The sequence below is a fragment of the Faecalicatena sp. Marseille-Q4148 genome, assembly GCA_018228665.1.
In the GTDB taxonomy this organism is placed as follows: domain Bacteria; phylum Bacillota; class Clostridia; order Lachnospirales; family Lachnospiraceae; genus UBA9414.
In genome coordinates, this window is sequence record CP073692.1 from 1,195,026 (window position 1) to 1,213,555 (window position 18,530).

Genomic DNA, 18,530 nt, shown 5'->3' on the forward strand with positions numbered 1-18,530 from the left:
TGATCCATCCCTCCTTATAAAACCTCTATTATTATAGCACACCCTCAAAAAAGCAACTTGCACAAACGTCTTTTCTTTTTGTCCGATTATCTTTTACATCAAAAAATCCAACAGACATTTTCATATGAAAAATATCTGCTGGATTTCTATAAAAATTTAATCGGATTTCTTATCTTCCTACTTCTGCGCTAATTCGTACATTGCAGCAGTAATAATCTGAATGGATTTTATCAGTTCATCTACTGCAACGCATTCATTCGGCTGGTGGATACATGCCGGTGCATCTGGGAACATCGGTCCAAATGCTGCCATATTTTTAAATGCTTTTGCATAAGTGCCTCCGCCGATTGCAAGCGGTTTCTCATCTCTTCCTGTTTCTTCCCGGTATACTTTCATCAGTTTCACAACCAGTTCTGAATCCTGCGGGATATAAAGATATGGAACAGAGCTTGTTCTCTCAGCTTCTAATCCCTGTCTTTTTGCTGCCTCACATACCTGCTCCATCACATGCTGTGCACATGCATTTTTCGGATAGCGGATATCCAGTGTCATACTCATTCCATTTTCATCAAAATTCACAACTCCCAGGTTCACTGTCGTCTCGCCTGTCTCTTCATCCTGATAAAGAATTCCCATATGTGCGCCGTTTGTCTCGCCATTTAATTCCTCAAGAATGAAATTTAACATTTTCTGGAAATCTCCGCCAAACGCAATGTGCTTCACAGCCTCGGCAAGTTTTACAGCCGCATTCACGCCAAGTTCCGGTGTACTTCCGTGAGCGCCGTTTCCGATTGCTTCGATAATTGTCTGTCCATCTTTCTTTGTTACCGTAAGACCTTCTGCTTCTTTTACATCCAGATCTCCCTCTGCCACAAGACGGCATTTCGGTGTTACAACGTTCGCCGCTGTTCCGCCCGCAAAGCTTACAACCTTCACATTTCCCTGCTCAATATTCTTCTTGCCAACGGTAAAGTTAGATGCTCCCTTTTCGAAGAAGATCATCGGATATTCTCCATCCGGAGTAAATCCGATCGTCGGCAGCTCTCCACCATTCTCAATGTAATAATGTACGCAGGAGGAACCATTTTCTTCATCTGTTCCAAATAATACACGGATTCTGCGGTCCAATTTCAATCCGAGATCCTGGATTGCTTTTAATGCCCAGATTGCACCGATTGTCGGTCCTTTATCATCCAGAACACCTCTGCCGTACAGCACTCCATCATGGATCTCAGCGCCAAATGCCGGATGAATCCAGCCTTCTCCAAGCGGCACAACATCCAGATGACCAAGTACGCCTACCATCTCTTCGCCTTCACCGATTTCAACCCAGCCAACACGATTTCCCACATTGCCGGTCTTAAATCCAAGACGTTCTCCGAGCGCCAGGGCATCATCAAGCGCTGCCCGCGGTCCTTTTCCATAAGGCGCGCCCTCTTCCGGCTCTCCTTTAATGCTGTCAATGCGGATGCTCTGCTGAATAGACGCAATGATATCATCCTGCAGTTCCAGAATCTTTGCATTTAATTTTTCGTTGCTCATAATATATTCTCCTTTTCTTTTTTATTCTTCTCCACAATCAACTGTCTCCAGACCTTCAAACTGCATTTTATAATAATGGGCGTAGAGACCATTCATACCCAGAAGTTCTTTATGCGTTCCTCTCTCGGCAATTCCTGCTTCGTTAATAACAATAATCTCATCGGCATTGCGGATCGTAGAAAGTCTGTGTGCGATCGTAATCGTTGTCCGGTCTTTCGCCAGAGCTTCCAGGCTTTTCTGTATCCGGCGTTCACTCTCATTGTCCAGAGCGCTTGTCGCTTCGTCAAGAATCAGAATCGGAGGATTCTTAAGGAACACCCGCGCAATAGAAATCCGCTGTTTCTGTCCTCCTGAAAGTCTTGTTCCCCGCTCTCCTACAAATGTATCGTATCCTTCCGGCAGTTCCATAATAAATTCATGGATATTTGCCTTCTTAGCAGCCTCAATAATCTCGTCCATCGATGCATCCGGCTTTCCGTAGGCAATATTCTCCCGGATCGTTCCACAGAACAGATAGACATCCTGCTGCACAATTCCAATCTTACTGCGGAGACTCTTCATCGTCAGATCTCTTACATCTTTCTGGTCTACAAGTACTCTTCCGCCTGTTACATCATAAAATCTTGGAATGAGTGAACAGATTGTTGTCTTGCCACCGCCGGACGGCCCTACAAGCGCTACGGATCTTCCCGCTTCAATCTTAAAGGAAATATCTGACAATACCGCTTCTTCATCCGTATACCGGAAAGATACATGATCAAACTCAACCTCGCCTGATACATCTTCAATCTCTTTCGCATCTTCTTTATCCTGAATATCCGGCTCTGTCGCAAGCACTGCAAGAAAACGCCGGAATCCGGACAAGCCTTTCTGGATCATCTCCGTTAATTCCACAAGAATCTGCACCGGACTAATAAAAATGCCGATATACAGCGCAAACATCGCAAGATCTGCTGCTTCCATCTTACCCTGTGCAATGAATAAACCTCCAAATACCAGCGTGGAAAGATACATCAGTCCCTGGAAAAATGCATTTCCACTCATAAAAAATCCCATGCACTGATAGTTATTTCCTTTGGAAACAAGGAAATTTTCATTGCTTCTTGTGAATTTCTCCCACTCAATCTCCTCATTTGCAAAAGACTGTACCACCCGGATTCCTGCAAGGGTATCCTGAAGGCTGGCATTAATATCCCCAATCTTTCTCCGGTTATCCATAAAGGTTGCCTGCATCCGCTTATTCTGGCGCACAGAGAAAATGACCATAAATCCAACAACAACTGCAAGAATCATTGTCAATCTCCAATTGATCATTGTCAGGAAAATAAATGAACCGACAATCTTAATCACAGAAATGAATAAGTTCTCCGGTCCATGGTGAGCGAATTCTGCAATATCAAACAAATCTGATACCAATTTGCTCATCATCTGTCCTGAGTTGTTCGCATCATAATAAGAAAAAGATAATTTCTCATAATGTTCAAACAACTGCTGGCGCATATCCCGCTCCATTCTGGCTCCCATCATATGTCCCTGATAACTCACATAATACTTACAAAATGCCTGGATCACATACATTAGAAGAAGACCTATTCCAAGCGGAAGCAGCGCTTTAAGAATCAAGCTGCTGTCCTCTGTAAACAGCGTAGCTGTCAGCGTTCTTAAAATCTGCGGAAATGCCAGATCAATGAAACTGATCAGCGCCGCACAAATTAAATCCAAAAAAAATACCGTCTTATACGGTCCATAGTATTTAATAAATTTTTTTAATGTATACATCTTTCCCCTCCTTTGCTCTCTTCATATTATATAGCAGCCACTTTCTTTTGACAATAGAAAACCGATGCCAGACGCACCGGTTTTCCATTTTTCAAAATCATTTTTTATGACAAAACCCTGCCGACGTACAGCCGGAGCAGCCTCCTCATCCTTTTCCCTTTTTTTTACTCATATTTATGATAATTGCTGCAACACTTAGAAGCAAAAGCAGCGAGACAACAATTGTCCCCATATGTTCCATCAGAAATCCTAACATCTCTGTTCCTCCTTTTCTTTGGTTAGTCTTTACTAACAACCATATTTTAACGCTTTCCTGTTATCATTGTCAAGTCTTTTCAACATTATATGTTGTTCTCTCCATAAACTTACCCAAGCGCCACATCCAAAATCATCATGACAAGAAATCCCACAATAAATCCGAGTGTTCCCGCTTTTCCCTCTTCTTCCATATGCGCCTCCGGAATTAATTCTTCTACTACCACATAAATCATCGTTCCTGCCGCAAATGACAGCGCCAGAGCAATACATGATCTGGCTGCTCCGGCAAAGATCGCCGCCAGCACACCAAAGATGGGCTCCACGATTGCCGTCATACTGCCAATAAAAAATGCCTTCCATTTTCCCATCCCCTCTTTCTGAAGCGGCAGTGCCACTGCAGTTCCCTCCGGAAAATTCTGAATGGCAATCCCAATCGTCAGTGCAATTGCACCGGATAAAAGCGCCGGATTTTCCAGCTGCTGTGCTGCCAGGGCAAAAGCAAGCCCTACTGACATCCCTTCCGGAATATTATGGACTGTAATTGCCGTTACAAGCATCATCGTACTTTTTCGCAAAGATGTTTCCTGTCCCGCTTCCCTCCGATACCACCGTTTCAAAAGACTGTCTGCAAGCAGCAGCAAAAGTACCCCTGTCAAAAATCCAACTGTTACAACCAACCAGCCAATCTGCCCCTGTTCCTCTGCAAAATCAATTCCCGGAAGCAGCAAAGACCAGACCGATGCCGCGATCATTACGCCGCCTGCAAACCCAAGAAAACCGCTCTGCCAAATTTCATTTACATCCCGCTTCACACAGAAAACTCCCGCTGCTCCCAGCGTTGTTACTAAAAAAGTAACGATTGTTCCTAAAAATGCAAAAAGAATCCCATTCATCACTATCACCTCCACAATAGTATATGAATGGAATTCTTTTTCGTTCTTATTTTCTGCGCTTTAATGTACTCCATAACACCATTCCAAGCCAAAGCGCAATACAGAGCGCTCCGTATAGACACAATTCTGACAAATATTCATAACGAATTTCCCTATATAGCGCAGGATTCCCTGATAAATTATCCATTTCAAAGAAAAAATGATGAATTCTGTCTGCATAAAATGATATGTCGAAAATCTGTTCTTTTGGAAGAAACTTCCGCGGAATCTGAACCATGCTCGTTATCCCATATAAGATCGCAGCCTGTATTACAAGAACAGCCCCTCCTGCCACACCTTGAACGTATTGGTGTTTCCAAAATCCATCCAGTAATTTTAAAATCTGATTGCACCACAAAATCCATACGGGCAGCAATGCCGGGAAAACAGCAAGCCATTTTATCTGTTCCATCATTTTCCAATGTCTCTCCTGCACTTGATTTTTCCCGCCCGGTATGATTTCTACAACCTCATTTTCTTTTACCGGATAAGAGGAATCAACAATTACCCGAAGCATTCCTCCGTAATCATTTGTGAGACTGGAACGATCCGCAATTACATATCCATTTTCTTTTCCATAAACAGTGATCGGTCGTTCCTGTACCTTTTCCTCAGTCCTAAATTTCCCGGCAACTTCTTCAACACAGTAAACAATATTTCCCATCTCATTTTCATGTACAGAACGCTGCGGGAGCAGAACTTCTCCTTCCTTCCCGCTTTCCCCGGTTGTCACACTCACTTCAATCCGCATTAAATTTTCTATTTGGATTGACAGTACTGTACAATACACAAGGAGCATTAAAATAATGCATCCGCCTCTCCAGACTTGTTTCTTTCTCATACAATCAACCCCATAATGAATCTCCGATTCCCTCTACCAGTTCCTCATGATAGTAGAAAAATAAAAATGTAACCGGAAGCAGACAGAGTATACCGCATACGGACTGAACCGTCAGCTCATTGCCTTCAAGCCCGGCTAAAAAAACAGATAACGGATATTGTTCCGGCCCTTCAAGAAATGTAATTGGCTGTTCTACCATATTCCAGCTTTCTACAAAACTTAATATAAACAAGGTAAGTACAGCCGGTCTTACTGCCGGAGCCATAATCTGAAATACATTCTGAAGCTTTGTAGCTCCATCAAGGCTTGCTGCCTCAAGGATCTCTCCCGGAAGAGAGCGAAATACAAATGCCATCCATACCGTTCCAAATGGTGCGAAAATTCCCGGAATAATCAATGCTTTCCAACTATTCAGAAATCCAAGTTTTTCAAGCAAAATGTAATTCGGAAGCAATGTTACCTGAACCGGCAGTAACATAAAGAGAAGCATAATCCCAAAGAGCATCCTCTTTCCAATAAAATTGTATTTGGCAAATGCAGTTCCTGCCATACAGCTAATAATTGTCTGCCCTGTCGCAATTACAAGGCAAAGCCCCATACTTCTCCAAAATTTCATCAGATATCCCGGTTCCGCCAGAAATACATGATAATATCCCATCAGCGAAACTTTTCTTTCCGGCATCTCCCAGAAAGAACTAAAGAGCATATAAATAACCGGAAGCAGTGCAATCCCTGCCAGCAGCAGCATAAACCAATATCTTTTTTGTCGTCTGGCCGGCATTTTTCTCATCTTACTCATAAGCCCGCCCCCTTATCACACGATAAATTCCATAACCGATTCCACAAAATACAAGAATCACTGTCAGAAGCACAACAGATGCGGATGAAATCTTCTGATAATTCAGATTTTGAAAATTATTATTCATAAAGTGCTGCAGCAGGTAAATACTGTCATTTGGATAGTTTCCGCCAAGCAAGAATGCTTCACGATAACACTTAAATGCATTCATAAGGGCAAGCACGAGATTGAATAAAAGCACAGGGGCGATCAACGGCAACGTAATACAGCGAAAGATTGTTCCATTTCCCGCTCCATCCAGTCTGGCATTTTCATAATAAGGCTTCGGAATCATTTGAAGTCTTGCAAATAAAATCAATACATGATATCCCGTATATTTCCACCAATATAAAATACAAATCACCCAAAATGCAAGTGATGAATGAAGCCAATCTTTATCATTTTCTCCTACCAAAAGTAAAAAACGATTAACGATACCTGTTTCCCCGAAAAATAACTGTACACCGAGTACTGTTGAAGCAATTGGAATCATCATTGGATAGAAATATGCCAGGCGGAATCCTTTCAATCCTCGTGTCAGTTTTTGCAGCAGCATTGAAAGCAGCAGCGATCCGGCAAGAATCACAGGGACGCTTACTGCTAAAAAGCGCCCCGTATTCTTTAACGAAAGAAGAAACATCTCATTATGGAATAAATCTATAAAATTCGCCATTCCGACAAATTCCCGCTGTCCAATTCCAAATGACACAGAATACCAAACCGTAATCAAAAATGGTACAAAGTAGAAAACAGTAAAACCGGCGATTGCCGGAAATGCCAGCCAAAATCCCCCATTCTTTTTCTTCATAAGCAGTCCCTCATTTCTATAGCCGCTTTTCTTATTCTTTCACAAGAATCGTATATTCTTCCTCCGCCTGTTCAGCAATCTTCGCTACCAGCGTATCTACTCCTGTCGGAGACGCATCTCTCTCTGCCTGAAGCCGCATTCCTCCTGTCAGGTCATAAAAACTATAATCTGCCTGTGACACAAAATAACCGCTCTCCAGTTCTCTGAAGCTTTCTAACACCGCCTGAATGACAGTCTCATCATAAATCTGGTAATGCGCGTTTAAATAATTCTTAACTCCGGATTCGCTGACCGGAAAATCTCCTACTCCGATACTTGTATAGCTCGTTTGCTTCTTCGCATAAAGTTCCGGATCTGCAAAATACATTAAAAGCTCATATGCCTCTTCTTTTTGTTCGGAAGACATTCCAATTCCGCCATAAACTGTAATCGATGCCATCTTATTTCCAAATTGATTTGGTACCGCCTGATAACGATAGCCTCCTGTTCCCGCTGTTCTTCCGAGCATCCCGTCAATTTCCATCTTGCCAAGCATATATGGATTCTCCTGCACATTCTGTTCCTCTTGCAGAAGTACTTTTTTCATGAAAGAACTCCATGTTTGCTTATCAAAATTTACCTTTTGCGTTTCATAATCCACAGATACCTGCTGCCATCTGCTGGACATATCGTCTACTGCCGCTACAACTGCATCACGCATCTGCATATTGTCCGAATTTAATGCATTCTCATACCATTCTTCTAATGTCTCCCCCTGAAGCGCATTGTTTTCCTGCGGAGATGCAAACACATAATACTCGCATGCCAATGGGATAATATACTGTCTTCCTTCATACTGTCCGGCGCCTAAAAGTGACTTTTGATAATCTCCATCTTTCCAGTAAGCATCTTCTTCCATATATTCATTCAGAGACGCAAATACTCCGCTTTGCATACTTTTGCTGACATTCGTAAATAACTGCGTATTTCGAAGAGACGCATTGATCTGCTCATCAGGATTGCCCAAAACATATAAATCCGCTCCTTTTCCTGACATCATTTCTGTCCGCAATTTTTGAAATTTCGTCTCCCGTTCCTGCGGTTCTGTCGGCAAATATGTTACTTTCACACCTTTTCCCGGATGCTGTGACATATAATAGCGCACAATATCTTTCGTAATGCCTTCATACATTTTTTCTGTCACAAGAGTCAACTGTTCTCCCTGTTTTTGACTGCCTTTTTTCTCTCTCATTTCGCCTGTGCTGCAGCCGGAAATCACCAAAATCACACTCAAAAACAACGCTGCTAACCATTTCTTTTTCATAGACTTCACCTCCGTGGATAGCTTATTTTTCTTGCTTATTAGAATAATTTTAGCATTTTTAACACAAAAAATCTGTGAATTATTTTGAAAATTATTCATTTTAAGATAATTCACAGACTATTTATTGTTTTTTATTTTATTATATATTCTATTCATTTTATACTTTTATATAGCGGAGGTAATTCCGGCAGTGGCAGCGATGAAAATGTCTAAACATTATACATTTTTTCTTCTACATATTCTTTTACAGCTTGATAACGATATCTCATTTTCATTAATTTTAAAATATTTAGCGCCTGATGAAACAACATAGGGCTTTCTTTTTTGCAGGTCAATTCTTTAATACAAGCCATGGTCGTAACAGCACGTCCCAATTCATTTCCTTTGCCGGCTTCCAGTATCATAACCATACGCTTTCTGTTCCACGCAAATGCTTCTTCTGTTCTCTCCAATTCAGTCAATACTCCTGCCATATTTCCTGCTATTAATTCCCAATCCCGGATATTATAAACAGGGTTTAAATCGCTATTTTCATAATTACTCAATATTCTCTCCCATAACAAAATTGCTACTTCTTTTTCCTCTGTCGAACCTTCCGAGTAAAGATTGGCAATTCGATTCAAAATAATATTTTCACTATGTGTTAAACGATAAGACAAAATATCATTCTCCGCATGCGGTAATGTTAGCGTTATAGCTTCATTAAATCTCCTTATTGCCTCTTCTCTTTTGATATTATGACATAAATATTCTGTCATGATGTTTTCCGATATTATGTACTGCTGATTCTTAATATTTGACATATCTACTGTTTTTTCTAGTTTTTGTAAAATTTCTTCTACCTCTTCATGCTCAAAACGTTGTCTTCTGGCAGCAATTTCTCTTTCCAACCGCACTGCTTCAAATCGATCTGCCACAACATACATTCCAACGCGCTCTCTTTCCCGTTTTAGGCGATGCAGAAGTTTTTTCATCAGTTCTTCTCTTACCTGTACTTTACCTCGTTCAATTTTTGACAGCGCTTCTCTGGTACATAATCCTTCTGATAATTTTTCCTGCGACATTTTCTTTGCAAGACGGCTTTTTCGAATCACTTCATAGTCCAATTCAAATGCCCTGTTAATATGCTGAAACATTGGAAAATCTTCAAAATGTATATTATATTCTGTCTCTACTTCTACTAATGCATTTCGCATTTCTAACAGTTCTTCTGCCTCTGCTTCTTTTCCATCCTGTTTCAGCAGTAATGCATTTTCCCATAATATCTCCGGAAGATATAAAATTCTTCCCTCTTCCCGCAGAAGTTCTAATGCATCTTCTAACCGGCTCTGAAAATACGCATCTGGCAGATTGGAGTATTTTTTCAGCAATAATACTGCATATGGATAAACCTTAACCAATTCTCCCGGATTTAAGCGCTTCTGTTCCAGATATTCTGAAATTTCCCATAATTCCTTTTCGTTTCTTTTTTCCTGTGTCTGCTCACAAATCTCCCAGCGAAATAGCAGCAGTTTTAATTCCTCTGCACTAAAAATCCGCTGATCAATCGCACGCTCACCTTGCATCGTCTGTACAATTGCACTTTCGATATGATTTAATGCTTCTTTCAGCAAATGCAGCGAATTTCTCTCCTGTTTCCAGCGAATCCATAATATCTGCGCCTTTGCTTGCTCGATAAATTGTCTGTGAAGCTTTTTCCCTGCTCTTTTTTCTTTCTCATACAGCTGCAGCGTATGCTCTGCTTCTTCTAAATGCAAATGACAAATAGCCGACTGCACTTGATACTGCAGCTCATATAAGCGATACGTTTCTTTTGGCAGCACATATTCCAGCCGTTCTGTTGATTCACCCAATCTGCCAAATAAGCGGTCTAAACGAAAATACCCCGGCGACAGCTCCCCGCTTTCCATTTTCGCAAGTTCTGAAATGTCGCACAGTCCCTCACTTAATTGTTTCAAAGAATAGCCTTTTTCCTTGCGCAAGCTTCCCAAAATCATCCCAATACTTTGTCCCATTATTTCTTCTCCCACTCCAAATGAGCATAAAGAAATTCCATTCATCCCATATCACCTTACGATACTTTATGAATGGAATCCCTCTTTTCTTAATGCTTTTTCTTAAATATAATTACATTCTTAGCAATTACCGCACCAATTTACTTTCATGTCCGGATACCCCGCCGATGTTGACAGCTTTGTATCCCATCTTTGTCAAAAAGGTAACTGCTCTCCCTGCCCTTGCCCCACTTAAACAATAGACAAAAAGCGGCGTTTCTTTTGGCAGATCAATGCCTGCCAGTTTATTTAGCGGAATATTGACACTGCCTTCCAGATGTCCTTCCGCATATTCTCCTTCTGAACGCACATCAAGAAGCACGGAACCCTTTGTCTCCTGCTGTGCTTTAATTCCTTCTTCCAGTGAAGGTTCTTTTCCAAACATATTTAAAAATCCCATGTCTATTACCGTCCTGTCCTGCATATAGTTTTATATAGTTTTATGATTGTTCCCATTTCCGATAAATGCTCTCCAGTGCATCCACGGTTCCTTCCACACCGAGAAGGCTCACATTCAAAAGAATGTCATGCGATTCAATACTTCCCCATTCTCTTCCTGTATGCGCCTCATAATAGAGCTTTCTTCCTTTATCTACCCGCTTGATCTTTTCTTTTGCCTGACGCTCATCCAATTTGTAAATCTGCATGATCCGGCGAACTCTGTCATCGCGATAGGCATGGACAAATACATTGATGCAATTGGAATAATCTCCAAGAATATAGTCTGCACATCGCCCCACAAAAATGCATGAACTTCTCTTCGCCAGTTCCAAAATAATCTCTTTCTGTGCGCGGAATACTTTGTCGCTGAGCGGCACGGTGTCCTCTCCCTCTCTCATAAACACCGTATAATCTCCGGTATTTACAACATAGCCGGATAAAAATTTCCCAAGAATCGACTCATCCACCTGACTTGCCTCTTCATTCGTAATTGCCAGCTTTCTTGCAGCCATTGCAATCAGATTATGATCATAAAGCGGAATATTCAAACGCTCTGCCAACCTGTTGCCAATTTCGTGTCCACCGCTGCCGAATTCTCTTCCAATCGTAATAATTACATGATCTGTCATACATGTATCCCCCTTTCAATCTTCCGAAATATTTATTTTCTCGAAAAAATATGTTTTAAAAATACATACATTACAATCCCAAAAGCAATCAGATATCCAAACGCTCCAAGCGCCGGAATCCCCCATATCTTCGGTGTCATATCTGTTGTGCAGATAATGCTGGAGCTGATCAGAAGCGCCATTACCCAAAGCCCCATTACAATGTTTCTTACCAGCCTTCGCAGCAGCCTTTCCAATTCTCCGGCTGCATGAAGTTCCAGATTAATTTTCGTCTGCCCCTTTAAGTAGCCCTGAAGGATATCGGATAATAATGACGGAATATTGACTGCTTTCTGAATAAATCTGTACAGATTCTTTCCACTGTTTTTCAGCTCTTTTTTCAAGCTCTTTTCTTCGAGGATTTTTCCCGCCATATGCCTCGATGCAATCTCAACCATATTGATCTCCGGCGCAATATCTGCCAGCACACCTTCCATATGTGTTAATCCTCTTGCGAGCATAGTCATTCCATGAGGCATAATAATCTTATTCTCTTTCATCACTTCCATAAGATCCATTGTTACCTCTGCAATGTCAATCGCCCCAAAATCTGCTGTTCCGTACTTTGAAAGCAGACTGCTGATGTCTTCATAAAGCTGGCTCTGATCCGGTTTTTCTTTAAAATCTCCAAGCGCCAGCACAACATCCTGCAGAAGTCCCACATCTCCGACTGCAATTCCCTGAATTGCCCGTCCGAGGAGTTCCCGATCCCTCTCCGTCAGCCGTCCCATCATCCCCATATCAATCCAGATAATCTTTCCTTCGCACACTTTTACATTGCCCGGATGTGGATCGGCATGAAAGAACCCATCATCCATTACCTGTTTGATATAGTTGTCTATCAGCTTAATTCCGATTTCTTCCAGATCATATCCGTCAGCGAGCAATGCTTTCTTATCATCCACACTGCACCCTTCAATATGCTCCATAACAAGTACGGACTGATTCGTATATTCCTGATAAAGCTTTGGAACACCGACAAATGCAACTGCTTTATTGTGTCTTGCAAATTCTTCCATATTAGCTGCTTCTGTAAGGAAATTCATCTCCTCACGCGTCACTGCCCAAAGTTCATCAAGCACCATATCCAGGTCAACCATTTCCTTTAGGCTTACCGGAGGGAGCAGCTTGACCGCCCGATGTAAAAGACCGATATCTCTTGCCATCGTCTCATAGATCCCTCTTCGCTGCACTTTCACAACAACCGAAGCGCCGTTCTTCAATACCGCTTTATGTACTTGCGCGATAGAAGCTGAGCCAAGAGGGGTATCGTCTATTGCTGTAAATATTTCGCTCCAGGGGCATCCATAAGCACTCTCCAGAACTTCCTCTACTTCTGAAAAACTCATTGGGGCAACTTCTGAGCGGAGCCGCATCAGTTCATCACAATATCGCTTCGGCAAAATATCTGAATGCATGGACATAATCTGTCCCAATTTGATAAATGTAGGTCCCAGGTCTTCCAGAATGAGGCGAAGTTTCTCCGGCGTTACACCTCTTGTAATCCCGTGCTTTTTCAGCACCCCTGTCATCTCTTTTAATCTAGTCCGGTACTCCTGCGTTTCCTGCCTGCTCATCTGCTGCCTCCATCGCTGCAAGCTGCTCTTTCAGCGCCTCGATCATCTCCGGCGACATCTTCTCAAGCATCTCGCTGATTTCTTCCGGTGAATCCGGCTCTTCTGCCACATTCATCTTCTCTTTTACCGTTTTCTTAATGTTGTGTTTCAACTCTTCATTCAGCGCCTTCCCCTGTTCCACTGTCAGTTCGCCTTTTTCTACCATCTCATCCAGCATCTCTTTTGATTTTTCTGCTGTTGTTGCCACAACACCAATCCCTGCTAACAAAAGTTTCTTAATATTATCTCCAAATCCATCCATGTTACATGCTCCTCTCTCTGCATATTCTGCGCTTCCTTATCCGGTTCTTTCACAGCGAAAAAAGCTGTAAAAGCTTTGGAAGAAATATAATAAGTCCCGCTGCTGCTGCCATAAGCGCCGCAATCAGAACTGCTCCGGCGGCAGTGTCCTTTGCCAGCTTGGCAAGGGGACGTTTCTCTTCCGTCACAAGATCTACTACTGCCTCAATTGCTGTATTCACAAGTTCCAGCGCCATAATCATTCCAAACAATACCAGACAGATACACCACTCCAGTGCAGAAATATGAAATAGTATTCCCGCTGCTGTCACTCCTATCGCTGCCACACAGTGAATCTTCATATTCCGTTCCTTTCGGATTCCGGCAAAAATCCCTTCAAATGCATAACCAAAACTTTTATACAATGGTTCTTTCTTCGGCTGTCTCATTTTCTCACCTCTTATTCGGAATTTAACTCTATTATACTACATTTTGCACAAAAATATATAAATTTTTGGTTAATTTTATATTCTTTTGCTCTTTTTTATCCTGTATTTCTCTATTGATTATCATGGACTTTAAACAATTTTTGCACTATACTAAAGCTAATAGATTATTTCCACCGGAAAGCATACAGGAGGTTGTTATGAGAATAGAGATCCCGGAATATAAAACATTAGAACTTGACACTATTTTTCTTGATTTTAACGGAACCATTGCCGTGGACGGCGTCATTCCAAAGAGTGTTTGTCAAAGACTGATTACTCTTGCCGGCAATTTTCGTATCTATGTGCTGACTGCAGATACCAATGGAACAGCAAAAGAACAGTGTGAACAGCTTCCGGTTTATTTACAGACATTTCCATCGGGAAATGCAAGAGATTACAAAAAAGAATTATTAAAATCGGTTGGTGCAAGACGATGTGCCGCCTTTGGCAATGGACGCAATGACGAACTCATGTTAAAAGAAGCCGCATTTTCCGTTGCAGTCATGGGAACGGAAGGCGTATATGGAAAGCTTCTCAAAGAGGCAGACATTTGCGTCTCTTCTATCGAAGATGGATTAGAACTGCTGATTCACCCGAATCGACTGATCGCAGGACTGCGCGGATAAAGAATTAAAAAAGGAGCATCTTATGGAAATATTATTTTCGAATCAGAAAGAATCACATTTTATCGAAGTTTATAATGAATATTTAAAGAAAATTCCGGATTTGCTAAAGCAGCTGGAGACCGTAGAACAGATGTATCAAAAAGCCTGCCTGGAAGAATCCATGCTGCCATCAGGCTCTGATGACAATCACAGCGTCGCTTTGTATGAGGAACGTCTGACGCGTATCAAAGCACAATGTGAGGAACGTGCCGCCGATATCAGACAGCAGTGTCATCTGATTTTTGATCTGAAATCTCAGATAGAAGCAGAAAGTCTTGTATTGACAAAACTGATTTCTTCAGAACCATCTTCGGAAAAAAACTAATTCTAATAAGGAAAAGGAAGCTATAATATGATATCTACTATTTTACAGCCCTATATCCCCCTCGTTGAATTTCTCGGTCAGACGTTAGGACCGGATTATGAGATTGTTCTTCAGGACCTGACTCCTGAACACAACTGCATCATCGCAATCGCAAACGGCAGCATCAGCGGCCGAACCGTTGGAAGCCCGCTGACCAATGCTGCGCTTCAGATGCTTTCCGGAAAATTATACGAATCCCATGATTTTCTTGTAAACTATAAAGGCATCGCTGAAAACGGTCATGTGCTGCGCTCTTCTACGATGTTTATTAAAGATTCTTCCGGCATCCCTGTTGGACTTCTGTGCATTAATTTTGATGACAGCCGGTTCATGGAACTCCACGAGAAGCTAATGGCGGTCATACATCCGGCTTCTGCTTCTGCAAATGTTCCTGCATTTTCCAAAACGCTTTCGTTCTCAAGTTCCGAGACGTCCGACAGCATTCCGGAAATTACAGAACATTTCTCTATGGACATTCATTCACTTATGCAGAAAATTTTTGACGATACAACTGCTTCCATTTCAACACCGTTGGATCGGCTAACGCAAAGTGAACGTAAAGAACTGATACGCCAACTGCATGACAGAGGACTTTTCCAGCTCAAAGGAGCAATTTCCTTTGTTGCAGGACAATTTTCCTGTTCATCGGCAACGATCTACCGCTATCTCAGTGAGATCAACGGTTAAATCCGCCCTAAGTTTACGGCACTAAAATCAGCTCACAGGTAGACTCCTGGAAAGCTTCTTTTGCTTTTTCATTTAGAACTTTTAATGCAAGTTCCAGATTTTTTACTTCCAGGCTGTCTGCCTCAATCTGAAAATATATCGCAATCCACAAATGCCGTCCCGTTCTCGTAATATCGAAAAAGACAGGCGTAAACTGGTATTGTTCCAGTATCGGATGACAGATTTCTTTGACTTCCTCCATGAATGTCTCATCCGGTGAAAACAGAAAAAGATCTTTTACCGCTCCCCACAGTACCTTTATACTTTCCGGAAGCATGAATACCATAACGATGACCGCTACAATCTGGTCAAAGTACGGCGTAAGAAATCCAAGCGGTGTTTTTTCCAGATACATCGATACAAAAAAGGCAAGAGACATGCCCAAACTATATACAATATCTAGTTTCCAGCCAAGAAGTTCTGCGGTAATCGTCGGGGAGGATAAGTTGCGGTTCAGCCGTTTCATGATTAGAAAAATAACAATACTGGCTGCCCCAAGACAAAACTGGAACAGCGAAACTTGTGCATGGTCTACCGGATTTCCTCCTGACAAAGCAGAATCCAACACTTCTGCCGATACTCCCATCGTTACCGAAAGCATCATAACCCCTTTAATTATGACAAATATTGATTCAATCTGAAAATATCCGTAAGGATGTTTTTCTGATACAGGCTTATGAAACAACGGTGTCAAAAACAACAGCAGCGCAATAAAGACAAGTTCTGATGCATCGTATACTGCATCGGTCAATGCAGACTGTGAATGACTGTATATAGAAAAAATAAATTCTACAACAGCAAACATCAATCCTGAGAAAAACGACATCAGCAGAATCTGTTTTTCTTTTTTTTCGGTTATCATGTTGTCACCTCATTTTTGAAATATAAGTGAGATTATAACGCTACTGGTTATAAAAGTAAAGCCGTTTCCCTTCTCTACACCGAAGCTTCCACCGTTTTCACCCGGAATCCAAAGTATATGATATGGAATATCCATACAATCACCAAAACTGCTCTGCCAATCGGTACAGCTCCCATCATGGCAAATCCAATTCCCATTGTAATGGTAACACCTGCCATAATCCCAACCTTTGTTTTTCTTGTCATCCCTTCACCTTTTGCATAAGTTTCCAGATTATTTTTATAGAGCTTTGTTCCACAAAACCAGTTTTCCAGTTTCCTGCTGCTTTTCGCAAAACAAAACGCTGCCCCGAGCAGAAATACGACACAGGGAACTAATGGAATCATTGCCCCTGCCGCGCCAATTCCTGTCAAAAGAAATCCTGCCGCAGCCCATAAGAATTTTGTTGTTTTCATTTAGCTCATCCTCCCGCTTTCCATTTGAATCACTTCATCTGCAATAGACATCGTTGATAATCTGTGAGATACAAGAACTACTGTACGGTCTTTTCTCTCCTGGTGAAGCGCCTTTAAGATTACCCCCTCATTCAGGCTGTCCAGATTACTCGTCGGTTCATCCAGAAGCATGATCGGCGCTCTGTGAAGAAATGCACGGGCAATTCCTAATCTCTGCCGTTCTCCGCCGGACAGCGTGTCGCCAAGTTCTCCTACCTTTGTATCATATCCCTCCGGAAGTGTCTCGATAAAATCATGGACTGCTGCCTTTTGACAAGCTTCTTTCAGTTCTTCCATCGTAGCATCCGGAGCTGCAATTCTTAAATTCTCTGCGATACTGTCTTTAAACAAATGCGTATCCTGGGTAACATAACTCTCATATGCCCGCAGAGATGACGTTTGGATGTTAGAAATCTCTTCTCCGGCAATCTCTATTTTACCCGCATCTGCATTCCAAAACCTCATTAACAATTTCAGAAGTGTTGACTTGCCGCTTCCGCTCTTTCCGACAATTCCGATAATATGATTTGGGTTCATCTTCCATGTTACTCCATCAAGAATTTTCTCTTTTTCATAGGAAAAACTCACATCCCGGCAATCAATCTCTGCCTCGCCTGAAAGTACCGTATAACCATCTCCCACATTCTCCGTTACAACCGGCTCTTCTTCCAAAAGTTCTAATACCCTTCTTGCACTTGCCAGCGTTCCCTGAAGCGTACTTCCCAGATTTGCCAGCGCCACCACCGGCCCAAAAGAACTGAACATCGCCGTTACTGCCAACACCATTTCTCCAAATCCAATCTTTCCTGCCTGATAGAAATAAGCCGACAGCCCGAACATTCCAAGGGAGAGAAGAAAAATTCCCGCTCCGGTCATTGCCATTCCAAAGCCCGCTGCGCGTTTCACATACCAATCCGCCTCCAGCATTTTTTCGGTTCGCTCTCCCATGCCTTTCTTTCGCGCTTCTCCGCAGCCATACTGAAGTACTTCCCGAAGTCCTCTCAGATTTTCTAATACATAGCTGCTCAAAGTTCCGGATAGATTCCGAAGTTTCTTTCCCCAATCCCTGCTTGTTCTGGAAATCCATACCGGAAGCACCGCTCCGATCAAAAGATATGCTCCCATCGCATACATCCCAAGCAGCGGATGAAGCATTCCAATATATCCTGTCATAATTACTGTCATCAAAACTGCAATCAACACCGGAGAAATCGTATGGGCAAAAAACACTTCCAACAATTCAATATCTGATGTAATGACTGAAATCAAATTCCCCTTTTCTTTCCCTTCCAGTTTAGCCGGACATAATTTACGAAGCACTGTAAATACCCGATCTCGAATCATGGCAAGAATTTTAAATGCAATATAATGATTACACGTCTGTTCTGCATAGTGAAGAATCCCGCGAAGGATTGCCAGTATCGGAAGTAAGAGCATAACCATTTTCAGAGAGACTGCTGTCTCCCCAATTGCTGACAGCACCCCGTATGCGCCTAAAATTGTAATAAAGTTGGCACACAGAAATCCTGTCACGCCACAGATGACTGCCATTGCCATCGTTCCTCCAAGCGGTTTTACAAGCCCTGTCAACTGCAGCATAATCTGAAAATT

At 42.1% G+C, this 18,530-nt stretch carries 19 protein-coding genes; 3 read left to right on the forward strand and 16 right to left on the reverse strand.

The window, feature by feature from the left end; all coding sequences use genetic code 11:
- Positions 1-177: 177 nt before the first annotated feature.
- The 13 genes from pepV to KFE17_05770 all read right to left on the reverse strand — a co-directional run bounded on the left by pepV (position 178) and on the right by KFE17_05770 (position 13,769).
- Positions 178-1,542 (reverse strand): dipeptidase PepV, encoded by a 1,365-nt coding sequence (gene pepV, locus KFE17_05710; GenBank protein QUO33232.1) that lies wholly within the window; start codon positions 1,540-1,542, stop codon positions 178-180.
- Positions 1,543-1,563: 21 nt separating this feature from the next.
- Complete coding sequence (locus KFE17_05715) at positions 1,564-3,321, reverse strand: ABC transporter ATP-binding protein (protein QUO33233.1); 1,758 nt, start codon at positions 3,319-3,321, stop codon at positions 1,564-1,566.
- 365 nt (positions 3,322-3,686) lie between these two features.
- The gene (locus tag KFE17_05720; protein QUO33234.1) at positions 3,687-4,472 is read right to left on the reverse strand and encodes a ZIP family metal transporter; all 786 of its coding nucleotides are present in this window, start codon (positions 4,470-4,472) and stop codon (positions 3,687-3,689) included.
- A 46-nt stretch (positions 4,473-4,518) separates the two neighbouring features.
- Positions 4,519-5,352, reverse strand: coding sequence for a hypothetical protein (locus KFE17_05725; protein ID QUO33235.1), 834 nt, complete (start codon positions 5,350-5,352; stop codon positions 4,519-4,521).
- A gap of 4 nt (positions 5,353-5,356) precedes the next feature.
- A complete protein-coding gene (locus KFE17_05730; protein QUO33236.1) occupies positions 5,357-6,151 on the reverse strand; it encodes a carbohydrate ABC transporter permease in 795 nt (264 codons plus the stop codon).
- Positions 6,144-6,998, reverse strand: coding sequence for a sugar ABC transporter permease (locus tag KFE17_05735; protein ID QUO33237.1), 855 nt, complete (start codon positions 6,996-6,998; stop codon positions 6,144-6,146). The genes KFE17_05730 and KFE17_05735 overlap by 8 nt, the downstream gene beginning before the upstream one ends.
- Positions 6,999-7,029: 31 nt before the next feature.
- Positions 7,030-8,301, reverse strand: a complete 1,272-nt coding sequence (locus tag KFE17_05740; GenBank protein QUO33238.1) for a hypothetical protein — start codon at positions 8,299-8,301, stop codon at positions 7,030-7,032.
- Positions 8,302-8,510: 209 nt separating this feature from the next.
- On the reverse strand, positions 8,511-10,316 hold the full coding sequence (locus KFE17_05745; GenBank protein ID QUO33239.1) for a helix-turn-helix transcriptional regulator: 1,806 nt from the start codon (positions 10,314-10,316) through the stop codon (positions 8,511-8,513).
- A 127-nt stretch (positions 10,317-10,443) separates the two neighbouring features.
- Complete coding sequence (locus tag KFE17_05750) at positions 10,444-10,755, reverse strand: rhodanese-like domain-containing protein (GenBank protein ID QUO33240.1); 312 nt, start codon at positions 10,753-10,755, stop codon at positions 10,444-10,446.
- A 40-nt stretch (positions 10,756-10,795) separates the two neighbouring features.
- Complete coding sequence (locus KFE17_05755) at positions 10,796-11,425, reverse strand: cytidylate kinase-like family protein (GenBank protein QUO33241.1); 630 nt, start codon at positions 11,423-11,425, stop codon at positions 10,796-10,798.
- 32 nt (positions 11,426-11,457) lie between these two features.
- Positions 11,458-13,041, reverse strand: a complete 1,584-nt coding sequence (locus KFE17_05760) for an AarF/ABC1/UbiB kinase family protein (GenBank protein QUO33242.1) — start codon at positions 13,039-13,041, stop codon at positions 11,458-11,460.
- Positions 13,007-13,342: a hypothetical protein gene (locus KFE17_05765; protein ID QUO33243.1), complete on the reverse strand. Its 336-nt coding sequence runs from the start codon at positions 13,340-13,342 to the stop codon at positions 13,007-13,009. The genes KFE17_05760 and KFE17_05765 overlap by 35 nt, the downstream gene beginning before the upstream one ends.
- A gap of 49 nt (positions 13,343-13,391) precedes the next feature.
- A complete protein-coding gene (locus KFE17_05770; GenBank protein QUO33244.1) occupies positions 13,392-13,769 on the reverse strand; it encodes a diacylglycerol kinase family protein in 378 nt (125 codons plus the stop codon).
- A gap of 197 nt (positions 13,770-13,966) precedes the next feature.
- Between KFE17_05770 and KFE17_05775 the strand changes: the two genes are divergently transcribed.
- The 3 genes from KFE17_05775 to KFE17_05785 are packed head-to-tail and all read left to right on the forward strand — an operon-like array spanning position 13,967 to position 15,524.
- A complete protein-coding gene (locus KFE17_05775) occupies positions 13,967-14,434 on the forward strand; it encodes an ATPase P (protein QUO33245.1) in 468 nt (155 codons plus the stop codon).
- Positions 14,435-14,456: 22 nt separating this feature from the next.
- Positions 14,457-14,798 carry a hypothetical protein gene (locus KFE17_05780; protein QUO33246.1) on the forward strand — a complete coding sequence of 114 codons (342 nt, stop codon included), beginning with the start codon at positions 14,457-14,459 and terminating at the stop codon, positions 14,796-14,798.
- A gap of 27 nt (positions 14,799-14,825) precedes the next feature.
- Entirely contained in the window at positions 14,826-15,524 is a 699-nt protein-coding gene (locus KFE17_05785) for a PAS domain-containing protein (GenBank protein ID QUO33247.1), read from the forward strand.
- Positions 15,525-15,537: 13 nt separating this feature from the next.
- Here the strand turns inward: KFE17_05785 and KFE17_05790 are convergent, their stop codons facing one another.
- The 3 genes from KFE17_05790 to cydC all read right to left on the reverse strand — a co-directional run bounded on the left by KFE17_05790 (position 15,538) and on the right by cydC (position 18,518).
- Positions 15,538-16,425 (reverse strand): cation transporter, encoded by an 888-nt coding sequence (locus KFE17_05790; GenBank protein ID QUO33248.1) that lies wholly within the window; start codon positions 16,423-16,425, stop codon positions 15,538-15,540.
- Between the two features lie 74 nt (positions 16,426-16,499).
- Positions 16,500-16,880 carry a YbaN family protein gene (locus tag KFE17_05795; GenBank protein ID QUO33249.1) on the reverse strand — a complete coding sequence of 127 codons (381 nt, stop codon included), beginning with the start codon at positions 16,878-16,880 and terminating at the stop codon, positions 16,500-16,502.
- Complete coding sequence (gene cydC, locus KFE17_05800) at positions 16,881-18,518, reverse strand: thiol reductant ABC exporter subunit CydC (protein ID QUO33635.1); 1,638 nt, start codon at positions 18,516-18,518, stop codon at positions 16,881-16,883.
- Positions 18,519-18,530 lie beyond the last annotated feature (12 nt).